Genomic DNA, 12,561 nt, shown 5'->3' with positions numbered 1-12,561 from the left:
TGAAGTCGGGGCTCAGAGGCGTTCAATGACGGTGGCAATGCCCATGCCGCCGCCGACACACAGGGTCGCCAGGCCATAACGCAGGCGACGCACCTCCAATTCGTCGAGCAACGTACCGAGAATTGCGCACCCCGTGGCGCCCAAGGGATGCCCCATGGCGATGGAGCCACCGTTGACGTTGACCTTGGCAGGGTCGATGGCCATGTCCTTGATGAACTTGAGCACCACCGAGGCGAAGGCTTCATTGACTTCGAACAGGTCAATGTCCTCCACCCGCAACCCGACCTTGGCCAGGGCCTTGCGGGTAGCCGGCGCCGGGCCGGTGAGCATGATGGTCGGGTCGGTACTGGTGACAGCGCTGGCGACGATCCGCGCCCGGGGTTGCAGGCCCATGGCGCGCCCCTTGGCTTCGGAACCGATCAACATCAGCGCCGCACCATCGACGATGCCGGAACTGTTGCCCGGCGTGTGCACGTGATGGATTCGTTCGACATGGCTGTAGACGCGCAACGCCGTGCCATCGAACCCCATCTGGCCCATGGCCTCGAAGCTTGGCTTGAGCTTGCCCAGGCCTTCGAGCGTGGAGTCGGCGCGGATGAACTCGTCGTGGTCCAGCAGCACGATGCCATTCTGGTCCTGCACGGCGACCAAGGATTTATTGAACGAACCGTCAGCCCGGGCACGCGCCGCTTTTTGCTGGGAATGCAGCGCATAACCGTCAACATCCTCACGGCTAAAGCCTTCCAGCGTGGCGATCAAGTCGGCGCCGATGCCCTGGGGAACGAAGTGACCGTGCAGGTTGGCTTGCGGGTCCAGCGCCCACGCGCCGCCATCGCTGCCCATGGGCACCCGGGACATGGATTCGACGCCGCCGGCCACCACCAGGTCTTCGAACCCGGAACGCACTTTCATCGCCGCCAGGTTCACCGCCTCCAGGCCCGAGGCGCAAAACCGATTGAGTTGCACGCCTGCCACGCTGACATCCCAATTGGCCACCAGCGCGGCGGTCTTGGCGATATCGGCCCCCTGCTCACCAACCGGGGTCACGCAACCGAGCACGATGTCATCGACCTGGCTGGTGTCCAGATCCATGCGCTGCTGCAAAGCGCTGAGCAGGCCACCCATCAGGTTCACCGGCTTGACGCTGTGCAAGGCGCCGTCGGCCTTGCCCTTGCCGCGGGGCGTGCGTAATGCGTCGAAAATCAAAGCTTGGGTCATGACGTCCTCGAAACCACGGGTAATGCGATGCCTTCAACCATAAGCCCAGCGGCGCCGGATTCAATGACCGCAGTGCTCAATGGCGTTGACGGCCACGCTCAGACGAACGGTAGCGAGCTATCGGGTTAACCGATTCAGGAGGGCAAGCTGTCTAGCAAAAGGGCCGACAGGAAGGTGGCAATAGGCCTCATGCCTTTTTTAGAGCAATCTGTACCAAACTGATACGAATTGGATCTAAGCCAAGGCCGCCGCGGCCCCTAATGTAATCCTTGTACAAGAAAGTCGTCGGGTTTTGCCGAGGCGCTTGTCGAACAGGAAGTGCAATGCCAGCCGCCATGGATATGCAGGCTGGCTTTTAGGAAATAACAATAAAGGCGGGTCAGCCATGTTCAAACATTCGAAAGTTCGCCAAGCCGGACTCATTCTCTTTGCCACGACGCTGCTGTTGATTTTGCCGAATATCACCAAGGTGATTGGCTGATTCCTGCGCGAGGGCATCTGCATCATCCATTAGTTGTGTCGCCAAAAAATGTGACGGGTTCTCTGTTCGAGCCGCGATGGCTGTGCCAACCTTTGCGGCATCCCCTCGACATGGAAGGCGATCGACTTGAAAGCTCTTATTGTGTTCGGGGCGTTGCTGCTCAGCACGCCCCTTTATGCCGCTCAACTGGTGCTGGAGTTGGGCGCGGGCACGCGCACCTGGCAAACCGAAGAACTGCTCAAGCATCCGGACGTTCAAACGGTCCAGATCGCTGATGACGTTTCCTACAAGAAACCGATGAGCTATCGAGCCGTGCCGCTGACGGCACTATTGACGGGCGTCCAAGCGAACGACCACCTGCAAGCCATTGCCCTGGACGGCTTCGCTGCCGAAATGCCTGCGGCGCCGTTACTCAACAAGAGCGGGGCCCGGGCCTGGCTGGCGATCGAGGACCCGGCCAAGCCATGGCCGTCGCTGGGGGAAGGCAAGCACAGTGCCGGGCCTTTCTATCTGGTCTGGACCGATCCGCAGGCTGGCCACATCAGCCCGGAGCAATGGCCCTACGCGGTGGCGACCATCAAGCGCCTGTCGGCCGTGGCCGAACGCTTCCCCGCCCTGCTACCGGCGCCCAGCCTGGCCAAGGACGACCCGGTCAATAAAGGTTTCGAACTGTTCCAGAAAAATTGCCTGGCATGCCACCGGCTCAATGGCGCAGGCGATGCACAGTTCGGCCCTGACCTGAACATTCCCTTCAACCCGACCGAATACTTCTCCGGGGATTTCCTCAAGCACTACATTCGCGACCCGCAAGCGCTGCGTCGCTGGCCCCAGGGCAAGATGCCCGGGTTCTCGGCTGCGGTGCTGCCAGATTCCGAGCTGGATTTGCTGGTGGGTTATTTGAAGCATATGGCGGGACGCAAGCAGCCATTGGCCCCGTGAGATTGCTTTTTTTGTGGCGAGGGAGCTTGCTCCCGCTGGGCTGCGCAGCAGACCCTTAAAAAGCTTGCGAGCGCTTCGCACTCGAGCGGGAGCAAGCTCCCTCGCCACAAAAGCGCCCTCGTTGGAAGGTTATTGTTGTTGCACCGTGATCACCGGCGCCGGTGGCACGACCAGCTTGGCATGCATCTGCTCGCAACCGCCGCCACGACGCATGCCACGTACCGGGCAGGCGTCCAGGTAATCCAGGCCCACGGCCAGCTTCAGGTGGCGCTCCGGACGGGCCAGTTGGTTGGTCACGTCGAAGCTGTACCAGGCGTCGTCAAGCCAGGCCTCCGCCCAGGCATGGCTTGCCAGGTGTTCGCTCTCTTCGCTGAACAGATACCCCGAGACATACCGCGCCGGCACCCCCAGGCTACGGGCGCAGGCCAGGAAGGCGTGGGTGTGATCCTGGCACACCCCGCTACGACCGGCAAAAGCCTGGGCCGCACTGGTCTCCACCTCAGTGGTGCCTGGGGTGTAGATCATGTGCTGGTTCAGCCCGTGCATCAGGTCGATCAGCGCCGAGCGATCACGACGCTGCTGGCATTGCTGCGCGGCGAAGGCTCGAAGGGCTTCGTCCGCTTCCGTTAGCCGGGTGAAGCGCAGGAACGGCAGCGCCGATTGGCTCTCGTGCTCGGCTTCGCGCAACGGATCGATATCCACCTGTCCGCGGGCACCGATGATGATTGTTTCGTGGGGTTCGTCCAGGGTCAGTACGTGAAGGATATTGCCGAACGGGTCCAACTGCGCACGCACCGGCCGGGGCAAATCCAGTTGCCAGCTCAGCACATGCTGGCGTTCGCTGTCGTGGGGCGTCAGGCGCAGGTACTGGATGCTGGCGCGCACCTGATCTTCATAGTGGTAGGCCGTTTCATGGCTGATCGAGAGTCTCATATGACCTCCAGGTAGGAACTGTGAATGGCATTGCCCAGTTCACGGACCAGTGGGATGAATTCGGTGAGCCAGGCATGCAGGCCCCCGTCGAGGATTTCATTGATGCCGGTGTAGCGCAGGCGTGCGTCCATTTCCGCCGCCAGCCGTTGTGCCTGCCGACCGTTGGTGCCCGGCAGGCTCGCGAGGATCTGGTTGATTTCTTCGGTGCAGGCGCGCAGCGAACGCGGCACATCGGCGCGCAACAGCAGCAACTCAGCCACATGGCGAGCGCCCGGGGCGTCACGGTAGATCTCGGTGTAAGCCTCGAAGGACGACAAGGCTCGCAACAAGGCGCTCCATTGGTAATAGGCGTGGGCCGTGCCATCGCTGACCGTGTCGGCCTGGTCACCGGCCATTTCGTAGCGGGCGTCGAGCAAGCGCAGGGTGTTGTCGGCCCTTTCGATGAAGGTCCCCAGGCGAATGAAGCGGAACGCATCGTTGCGCATGATGGTGCCGTAGGTGGCGCCGCGAAACAGGTGGGATCGCTCCTTGATCCACTCACAGAAACGGCTCATGCCGTAGCGATTCAAGCCTTGCTCGGCGATACCGCGAATTTCCAGCCAGGTGGCGTTGATGTTCTCCCACATGTCGGCGGTGATTCGCCCACGTACCGCGTGGGCACTGGCTCGCGCGGCGCCGAGGCAGCTGTAGATACTGGCCGGGTTGGCCGCTTCCAGGGCAAAGAAATGCAGCAGGCGCTCGGCGTGCAGATCGGCGTGTCGCTCCCGATAATCATCCAGCGTGCCGGTGATCAGCAATGGCATGGCCAGCTCGTGCAAGCCATCGCCACGCCCGTCCTGGGGCATCAGTGACAACGAATAGCTGACGTCGAGCATCCGTGCGAGGTTTTCCGCGCGCTCCAGGTAGCGCGACATCCAGTACAGGTCCGAGGCGGTTCTACTCAGCATGGCAGCTCCTCAATCCTCGACTACCCAAGTATCCTTGGTCCCACCGCCCTGGGATGAATTCACCACCAGGGAACCTTCGCGCAGCGCCACCCGCGTCAGCCCACCAGGCACCACGCGGGTCTCGCGCCCCGACAGCACAAACGGCCGCAAGTCGATGTGGCGCGGGGCGATGCCGTTTTCGACAAAGGTCGGACAGGTCGAGAGCGGCAGCGTCGGCTGAGCGATATAGGCGTGCGGCTTGGCCTTGATCCGCTCTCGGAAGGCATCGATCTGCGCCGTCGTCGCGGCCGGCCCCACCAGCATTCCGTAACCGCCGGAACCCTGGGTTTCCTTGACCACCAGGTCGGGAAGATTCGCCAGCACGTGGGAAAGTTCAGCAGGATTACGACATTGCCATGTAGGGACGTTCTTCAGAATCGGCTCCTCGTCCAGGTAAAAACGGATCATGTCGGTGACGAAGGGGTACACCGACTTGTCGTCCGCCACGCCCGTGCCGATGGCGTTGGCCAGCACCACGTTGCCGGAACGATAGGAGGACAACAGGCCCGGCACCCCGAGCATCGAGTCCGGGTTGAAGGCCAGCGGATCGAGGAACGCGTCGTCGAGGCGACGGTAGATCACATCCACCGCTTTCGGGCCGTCGGTGGTGCGCATGAACACTTTGTCATCACGCACGAACAGGTCGGCGCCTTCCACCAACTCCACGCCCATCTCTCGGGCCAGGAACGCGTGCTCGAAGAACGCGCTGTTGAAACGCCCCGGCGTGAGCACCACGACACTGGGATCGTCCAGCGGGCTGGCGCTTTTCAGGGTGTCTAGCAGCAGGTTCGGATAATGATCGATAGGGGCGATGCGCTGGGCGGCGAACAGTTCGGGGAACAGGCGCATCATCATCTTGCGGTCTTCGAGCATGTAGCTGACGCCGCTGGGCGTACGAAGATTGTCTTCGAGCACGTAGTACGTGCCGTCACCGTCGCGAACCAGATCGACACCACAAATGTGGGCATAGATGTCGCGGTGCAGATCAAGCCCCTGCATCGCCAGTTGGTACTGCTCGTTGACCAGCACCTGTTCGGCGGGAATGATGCCGGCCCGGATGATCCGTTGTTCGTGGTAGAGGTCGGCCAGGAACATGTTCAGCGCCTTGACCCGCTGGATGCAGCCGCGTTCGACCACCCGCCATTCACTGGCCGGGATGCTGCGCGGAATAGTGTCGAAAGGGATCAGGCGCTCGGTCCCCTGCTCGTCCCCGTAGAGCGTAAACGTAATGCCAGCACGATGAAACAACAGGTCGGCTTCGCGCCTGCGTTGCGCCAGCAGCTCACCAGGCGTTTCAGCCAGCCAGCGGGCAAACGCCTGGTAATGCGGGCGGACCTGGCCGTTGGCATCGTACATTTCATCAAAACCGCTGCGGATCATGCCGTACTCCTTGTCACCCTGGCAGCAAGGCTTCGCAAGCCCCGTGCCATCGGCATAAACGCTTTATGATCAACGGGTTGGATTCTCCTCTGACAGGCCGCGCACTTTTCTAGTGCAACAAATGCCCCCACCCCGCTGCCCCCGCTTCATTGCGACGCAGGGGCGTCGCTCTGCTGAGCATAGTCTCGGAAAAACGACGCGACTTGATCTGGATACAGTTAAGTACAAAACCTGGGGAAGTGATTGTGGTGTGTCAGCGAGTAATGATGTTGATCGTGCAGCCGCCATCGCGAGCAAGCTCGGCTCCCACAGGGACTCTCGTTAGCTCACAGACATGAAAACGGCCGACACAAGGTCAGCCGTTGCTGTGGTTGCGGTGAGTGACTGTCAGGCCTGCAGGCGCCGGATCTCTTGCTTGACACCCCAGCCCTCGATCACACCACCCAAGGGTTCGACGACTGCCTCAAAGTCTTGCTCGAAGTCGCCAATGTCATCGTAAGTGGCGTACATCACCCGGCTCAGTTCCAACGACCAAGCCCCATCGTCCCGTGCACTGATCTGCGCGTTCAACGATTCTCCCCGAAAATGACCTGCCGCCCTGCGCGCCCGCTCCTCGTCCGGGAAAATGGCGTAGAACTCAATGGGATGGAATCGGGAAAAATCGAAACCGCCTTCTTTCATGCGGCGCAACACGCTGGTGCTGATGTCTTCTTGATAGGCTGTGCTCATGAAACGTCCTCCTGAAACCAATGGATAGACTTTCCGTCTTCCCGTGCGTGAAGCCCTCAGGCTGCAAGCGGTACGGCATCAAATGGCCGTCGGGACACAAGCATGTAGCTGACAAGACCGGACCTTGGCGATCCTTTCGCTGATCTCAATTGCAGAGTAGCCGCAAGTGGCGGCCGCTGCCAAGCGAGACCAGGCACCGTTTCATGAAATCGGTGTAATGCTGATGATTTCGATACTGTGCTGGGACTTGAGGTTCTTGACGGTGGGATCTTCAGTGCGACCTTCCAGGTCGTTGAGGTCCAGTTGGGCGGAAACGGGCAGCAATTTTTCGCGAATCAGTTGTGCAGCCTGCTCCATCGTAGGCTCCTGCTCATAGTCGAACTGCTCGGCGATGGCTTCGCCATGATCATCCACGAAAGTGATTTCCCACTTTTGCATCGGTGTCTCCTTGATCAATTCAGGGCCTGGCTTACCTTTATCTCGACATTGAGGTCTGGACAATCGTTCCGCCGGGCGTCTGGACGGCACCCATGAAAAGACCGCCTCTGGGGCGGTCTCCGGGTATGAAGCCGTGGCCGATCAGTTTTCTGCGCGTTCCTTCAAGGCTTTCAAAGTATTGAACGGTGCATCCACCACGAACTTGTTCGCCAGCCAGGACGGCACGTCCCCCCCTGGTTCGGTGTGGACCTGGTAGGTCACTTCGATCTGGCCAGCGCCCTTTGGCGTGAACTTCCAGAAGCCGTCGACCTGGGTCACTCGCACGAAACCTTGCTCTTCGGGCAGGTATTTCGGCACCCCCTTGAGCTTGCGGGTCAGGCTGCCATCGGCGCCCTCCTCGGTGGTGACTTCCAGTACCGAGTCCCGGGACGTCACCGGCCATGGCGTGTTGAACTGAGTGTAGGTCCAGCTCTGATTGCCTTCGTGCTTGAGCAGTTTCTGGCTCTTGCATTCATGAATCCAGGCGCAGGCACCGGGAACGTCTTCCTGCAGGGTCCGAAGCTTGGCCATGGTGGTTTTCATCACCGTCACGCCGCGATAGGCCTTGTATTTGGAGCCCGCCACCTCACTGAGGGAAACCTTGATACCGTCTTTCTCCTTGGCAACCTGCCAGTCCTCTGCCTGAGCGGTGGCCGTTGCCAGCAACACGGTCAACCCACACAACACAGCCATACGATGCAGCGAACCCATAGTTCTTTTCCTTATTGTCCAAGTTCGTTCAGTTAGGATCCGTTCATTGACTCATTACGCTGCCGTGATTTGCTCCCACCAACCGATCAGCCGGATGGCCTCTTCACTGCTGCTGCCGCAAACCTCGATGTCGGCTTCGAACGCCGAGCACACCGCCGGACGCTCCGGCAGGCCGAAGATCCGGCACAGGTTATCGACCGACAATTGCACGCAACGTTCTCCCGCCGGCTTGCCTTGGGGCATGCCAGGGATAGGTGAGCTGATGGAAGGGGCGATGCAACAGGCGCCACAGCCTTCACGGCATTTCATGACGACAACATCCTCAGGACAGGTAATGGTTAGTAACAGAACACAGAGTAACGGCTAAAACACTCGTTTTAAATTACCGTCTGCGTGTTTTTTTGCCCACGGCGGGATGACCGAATGGTCAGCGACGAACTGCAGGCCTGTCGAAGGTTTATTGCTTGAATTCGAAATCCAGTGCTGCACCTTCCACCTCATTGCGCTCCTGGTTGCGCAGTGGCAGCTGCATTTCATTGCTCAACAAACGGCCATTGAGCTGAAACGGCCCGGGTTTCTCGCCGAACATCGACGGCAAGAGGGGTTCACGCTTGAACTGCACCACCTTACCCGGTGGTTGCAGTTGATCGACCATCTCATGGGGCAAGCTCAAATCCAGCTTGGCCGGCGGCAATGGGGTCTTGGCGACCTCGTGGGCGGATTTGCTCTTGGAGGCGATGGGCGCGCGTTTTTTCTTCGCCGGTGCCACCTTCTTGGCGGAAGGTTTCTTGGCCGCTGTGATTTTTTTCGGCGCATCCTTCGTGGCACTGGCGGCCGGTTTTTCCTGCGCCGGCGCTGCCGCGACTACGCCTCCCATGTGGAAGACGCTCAACAGGCCGATCAAAACCCAGGCAGCAGGAACAATGGCTTTCATAGATACAACAGCATTGACGGCAGAGACCCCCATGCTCGCCTGATAATGAGGCGCTGACAAGCACATCGAGCTAAGCCACTGACGTCTAAAGAAATCCGTTGGCTGTCTCCTGGCACAATTGAGTGGCCAACAGCCCCAGCGTCATCAAGGCCCGCTCTGCCTCACGGTTCCAAGGGGTGCCGCAGTTCAAGCGAATGCAGTGGTTGAACTGCTCGGTGTTACTGAAAATCAGCCCTGGCGCGATGCTGATGCCTTGTTGCAACGCCCGCACATGCAACTCCTGGGTATTGACCCGCCCCGGCAGGCTGACCCACAGGATGAAGCCTCCAGTGGGACGGCTCATCTGCGTGCCTTCGGGGAAGTACTGCTGCACCGCCAGCTGAAAGGCGCTGAGATTCTTGCGGTACTCCTGCCGGATATAACGCAAGTGCCGGTCATAGCCGCCGTTTTCCAGGTACGCGGCAATGCCCATCTGCGTGACGCTGCACGCCGAATGCGTACTGAAGGTCTGGAGCCGCTGGATTTCCTGCTGGAATTTCCCCGCGATCATCCAACCGATGCGCACACCCGGCGACAACGTCTTGGAAAAACTCGAGCAGTAGATGACCCGGTCCAGCCGGTCGTAGGCCTTGAGGGCCTTGGTGCGCCCCTGCTCGAACATCAACTCGCCATAGATATCGTCCTCGACGATCTGGATGTCGAAGTCCGACGCCAGGCGCAGCAGTTGCTTTTGCCGCTCTTCCGGCATGGTGCCGCCAAGAGGATTGCTCAGGCGCGTGGTCAGCACCAGCGCCTTGATCGACCATTGGTTGGCCGCCAACTGCAAGGCCTCCAGGCTCATACCGGTGACCGGGTCGCTGGGGATCTCGATAACCTTGAGGCCCAACAGATCCGCCAGTTGCAGCAAGCCGTAATAGGTCGGCGACTCAGCGGCGATCAAGTCCCCGGGCCGCGTCAGCACCCGCAAGGACATCTGCAACGCATCGACGCAGCCGTGGGTGATCACCACCTCGGAAGGATCCACCACGACGCCGGCATCGCGCATGCGAATCGCCACTTGGCGGCGTAACGGCTCGAAACCCGGGCTGAACATGTAGCTGAACGCCCGCGGGCTGTGGAAGCGTGTGACCTTGGCCAATTGCTGATGCAGGGCCCGGACAGGCAGATAGTCGACGCTCGGGACCGCCGCGCCCAGGGGAAACACCCCTTCGCGGCGCGACTCGACCAATACTTGCTGAATGATGCTGCTGCGCGTCACCAGCCCCGGACGCTCGACCCGGGCAATGTCCGGCGTCGGTGCCGTCAGGGCCGGCGTCTGGTGCACGTAGTAGCCCGACTGCGGCCGCGCGCGGATCAGCCCCTGGTCTTCAAGGTTGGCGTAGGCCTGCAGCACCGTGGCATGGCTGACGTTGAGCTGCGAGCTCATCTTGCGCACCGAAGGCACGCGCTCACCGGGCTGATACACACCGCGCCGGATGTCTTCAGCCAGCTGTTGAGCAATACGTTGATAGAGCAGAAGGTTAGTCATGACGCAGCACTCGATTTCACGGGCATTTTATTCTTGTCGGAAACGATACCGGAACAGTTTAGAAGTGTACTGGGACAGTTGCCAGATTACTCGACAGTACAGTGGAGTGACAGCTCTAACTGTACTCATCGCGCATCGATTGCAGGGCCAAAAAAACCCGGCGCCTTCTACAGGGGCCGGGTTTTCCAGTGACGCAACCCTTAGCGGGCGGCGCCGAGCTGGCCTTTTTCGTCAGAGAACACAATTTCAACGCGACGGTTCTGTGCCCGGCCGCGCTCGGTAGCGTTGACGTCCACCGGGTATTCATCACCGTAGCCTTCGACCTGGATGCGCTTTTCATCAACCCCAAGGTCCACCAGCACATCCGCGACCGCTTGCGCGCGATCGCGAGACAGCTTGAGGTTTTCCTGCTTGCCGCCCGTGCTGTCGGTATACCCCTCGATACGCACCACGCGCTTGGGGTTGAGCTGCAGGAACTGCACGATCTTGAGCACCACCCGGTTGGCCGAGTTTTTCAGTTCCGCTTCGCCGGTGTCGAACAGCACGTCGCCCAGGGTCATCACCAGGCCGCGATCGGTCTGGGTGGTCGCCATCGCCATGATCTGTTCTTCGAGCCATTTGCCCTGCTGCTGCACACTCAGCAACTTGGATTCGCGCAGGGCCAGTTGCAGGCGCTGGCGCTCCAGTTCGAGCTTCGCCGCGCGCTCTTCGTTGAGCACCTGATTGCTGTGCTCCCGGGCGATCGCACTGTAGCGCTGGCTCAGGTAGGCGTAATGCTGCACATCTTCGCCGCTGCCCCAGTAGCTGGACAAACGATCAGCACGGGCCAGGGATTCACCAGCGCGAATCACGTCCCGGGGCGCGGCACGCAACACGTTGGCGTCTTCCTTGACCTTCTGGAAATCGGTGCTGGCCTGGTCGAGCGCCGCTTCGCTGCGTTGGCCGGCGCAGCCATACAAGCTGGCCAGGCCGGCGAGTACCAGACCGCCCAATACGTGGGAGTGCTTCATTGGGCATCCTCCCTCAGCTGTTTGCGCAAGCGCTTGATGCGGGTGTCGAGCACGTTCAGTTGCTCCTGGCTCTTGAGGGTCAGCACCTTCGCTTCGGCCAGGCGGGCGTCGAGTTCGGCCTGTTCGGCCCGCATGCGCGCCTTCTTGTAGGATTCGTCGGCCATGTTGGATTTGGCGCGAGCGAATTTTTCTTCAGCCAGTTTCAATTCGGGCACTTCGTCGGCAGTAGCGCCAACGGCCCGCGCTTGCTCCAGTGCCTGTTCGGTCAGGCGGATCTGTTCATTCGGCGCCGGATCGGCTGCGCAGCCCGCCAGAGCCAGAACGGCCAGGGCAGCGAAAAGAGGTCGAATAGTCACTAATGTTCCCTACTGTTTTGGGGCACTGACAGGTGGCTGCAACTGTGTTTTCCAACGCTCGAGATTGCGCTGCAACACAGCCTCCGTCAGACCGGACGCGGCCAATTCTGTCATCTTTTGCGCCAGCTGTCCGCGTAACCATGGGTCATTGCAGGCGGAGTTATGGGAAACCGCAAGGAACAGCCCGGGTTTATCCACCGGTTGCGGTGCGGCTTGCAGATCGTTGGCCATCCCCAGTGTCTGCGCCATCGCCAGGCCCGAATAGCGCCCCGCCAGGACATATTCCACCTCTCCCAGCAGCAATTTCTGAAAGGCCTGGGTCAGGTTGGGCGTGCGCACCAGGGACAATTGCTGCTCGGCAAAGACGCCAAATCCCTGGGTCATACGGGCCTTTTCCGACAAGGCCCCGGGATGACCGTGAAGGTCTGCGGGCTGGTTGATGACCAGCGTCGAGTCCTTGCGGGTCCAGACCAGGTAATCGTTTTCGAGCAAGGGCGGATGAACGTAATCCAGCACTTCAAGCCCGGTAACGGTCAATGGCGCGTCGGTGAGCAGGTCCATGCGTCCGCTGCGCACTTCGTCCAACGCCTGGGCGCGCTTGCCGGCATACAGCAGTTCGATCTTGATCCCCAGTTCTTGCGCGACGTGCGCCAGCAGGTCGGCACTGGCGCCAATCAAGTGCTTGGGGTCTTGAGGGTCCTGCCAGAGATAGGGCGGCGCATCCGGGCTGCCGGTAGCGATCAGTCGTTCACATTTGCCGGCGGCGACAGACAGGCCTGGCACGAGCGCCAACGTCCACAGCAACGGCCAGCCGGCCAAACGACGCAGATCCATGGCAATACGCTCCTCTGAGGCAGAAATAAAAAGCCCGGCCAAAGG

General features: G+C 60.6%; 14 protein-coding genes. 1 reads left to right on the top strand and 13 read right to left on the bottom strand.

The genetic code is table 11. The annotated features are described in order from the left end of the window. Positions 1 to 12 precede the first annotated feature (12 nt). Positions 13 to 1,218, bottom strand: coding sequence for an acetyl-CoA C-acetyltransferase (locus tag BM300_RS09285; RefSeq protein ID WP_092462611.1), 1,206 nt, complete (start codon positions 1,216 to 1,218; stop codon positions 13 to 15). 607 nt (positions 1,219 to 1,825) lie between these two features. Here BM300_RS09285 and BM300_RS09280 point away from each other — a divergent pair. Beyond that, the gene (locus BM300_RS09280) at positions 1,826 to 2,638 is read left to right on the top strand and encodes a c-type cytochrome (protein WP_063324948.1); all 813 of its coding nucleotides are present in this window, start codon (positions 1,826 to 1,828) and stop codon (positions 2,636 to 2,638) included. 129 nt (positions 2,639 to 2,767) lie between these two features. Here the strand turns inward: BM300_RS09280 and BM300_RS09275 are convergent, their stop codons facing one another. The 12 genes from BM300_RS09275 to BM300_RS09220 all read right to left on the bottom strand — a co-directional run bounded on the left by BM300_RS09275 (position 2,768) and on the right by BM300_RS09220 (position 12,516). After that, positions 2,768 to 3,571, bottom strand: a complete 804-nt coding sequence (locus tag BM300_RS09275) for a transglutaminase family protein (protein ID WP_063324947.1) — start codon at positions 3,569 to 3,571, stop codon at positions 2,768 to 2,770. Then, positions 3,568 to 4,518 (bottom strand): alpha-E domain-containing protein, encoded by a 951-nt coding sequence (locus BM300_RS09270; RefSeq protein WP_063324946.1) that lies wholly within the window; start codon positions 4,516 to 4,518, stop codon positions 3,568 to 3,570. Before BM300_RS09270 ends, BM300_RS09275 begins: the two co-directional genes overlap by 4 nt. Positions 4,519 to 4,527: 9 nt before the next feature. Next, entirely contained in the window at positions 4,528 to 5,937 is a 1,410-nt protein-coding gene (locus BM300_RS09265; protein ID WP_092462609.1) for a circularly permuted type 2 ATP-grasp protein, read from the bottom strand. 387 nt (positions 5,938 to 6,324) lie between these two features. Then, positions 6,325 to 6,666: a ribonuclease E inhibitor RraB gene (locus BM300_RS09260; protein WP_003179463.1), complete on the bottom strand. Its 342-nt coding sequence runs from the start codon at positions 6,664 to 6,666 to the stop codon at positions 6,325 to 6,327. Between the two features lie 201 nt (positions 6,667 to 6,867). Further along, the gene (locus BM300_RS09255; RefSeq protein ID WP_057452053.1) at positions 6,868 to 7,104 is read right to left on the bottom strand and encodes a hypothetical protein; all 237 of its coding nucleotides are present in this window, start codon (positions 7,102 to 7,104) and stop codon (positions 6,868 to 6,870) included. Between the two features lie 141 nt (positions 7,105 to 7,245). Beyond that, positions 7,246 to 7,854, bottom strand: a complete 609-nt coding sequence (locus tag BM300_RS09250) for an START domain-containing protein (RefSeq protein WP_092147196.1) — start codon at positions 7,852 to 7,854, stop codon at positions 7,246 to 7,248. Positions 7,855 to 7,908: 54 nt separating this feature from the next. Further along, positions 7,909 to 8,163 (bottom strand): YkgJ family cysteine cluster protein, encoded by a 255-nt coding sequence (locus BM300_RS09245; RefSeq protein ID WP_063324943.1) that lies wholly within the window; start codon positions 8,161 to 8,163, stop codon positions 7,909 to 7,911. 148 nt (positions 8,164 to 8,311) lie between these two features. Beyond that, entirely contained in the window at positions 8,312 to 8,788 is a 477-nt protein-coding gene (locus BM300_RS09240) for a translation initiation factor 2 (protein WP_092462607.1), read from the bottom strand. A gap of 85 nt (positions 8,789 to 8,873) precedes the next feature. Next, positions 8,874 to 10,316 carry an aminotransferase-like domain-containing protein gene (locus BM300_RS09235; RefSeq protein WP_014339472.1) on the bottom strand — a complete coding sequence of 481 codons (1,443 nt, stop codon included), beginning with the start codon at positions 10,314 to 10,316 and terminating at the stop codon, positions 8,874 to 8,876. A 200-nt stretch (positions 10,317 to 10,516) separates the two neighbouring features. Then, a complete protein-coding gene (locus tag BM300_RS09230; RefSeq protein ID WP_063324941.1) occupies positions 10,517 to 11,326 on the bottom strand; it encodes an OmpA family protein in 810 nt (269 codons plus the stop codon). After that, complete coding sequence (locus tag BM300_RS09225; protein ID WP_003204190.1) at positions 11,323 to 11,682, bottom strand: DUF4398 domain-containing protein; 360 nt, start codon at positions 11,680 to 11,682, stop codon at positions 11,323 to 11,325. The genes BM300_RS09230 and BM300_RS09225 overlap by 4 nt, the downstream gene beginning before the upstream one ends. Positions 11,683 to 11,691: 9 nt before the next feature. Then, the gene (locus BM300_RS09220; protein WP_092348540.1) at positions 11,692 to 12,516 is read right to left on the bottom strand and encodes a substrate-binding periplasmic protein; all 825 of its coding nucleotides are present in this window, start codon (positions 12,514 to 12,516) and stop codon (positions 11,692 to 11,694) included. Positions 12,517 to 12,561 lie beyond the last annotated feature (45 nt).

Source organism: Pseudomonas sp. NFACC46-3 (genome assembly GCF_900114515.1).
Taxonomy (GTDB): Bacteria; Pseudomonadota; Gammaproteobacteria; order Pseudomonadales; family Pseudomonadaceae; genus Aquipseudomonas; species Aquipseudomonas fluorescens_Q.
The sequence above is the reverse complement of the archived record's forward strand: the minus strand, read 5'-3'. Positions and strand labels throughout refer to the sequence as shown.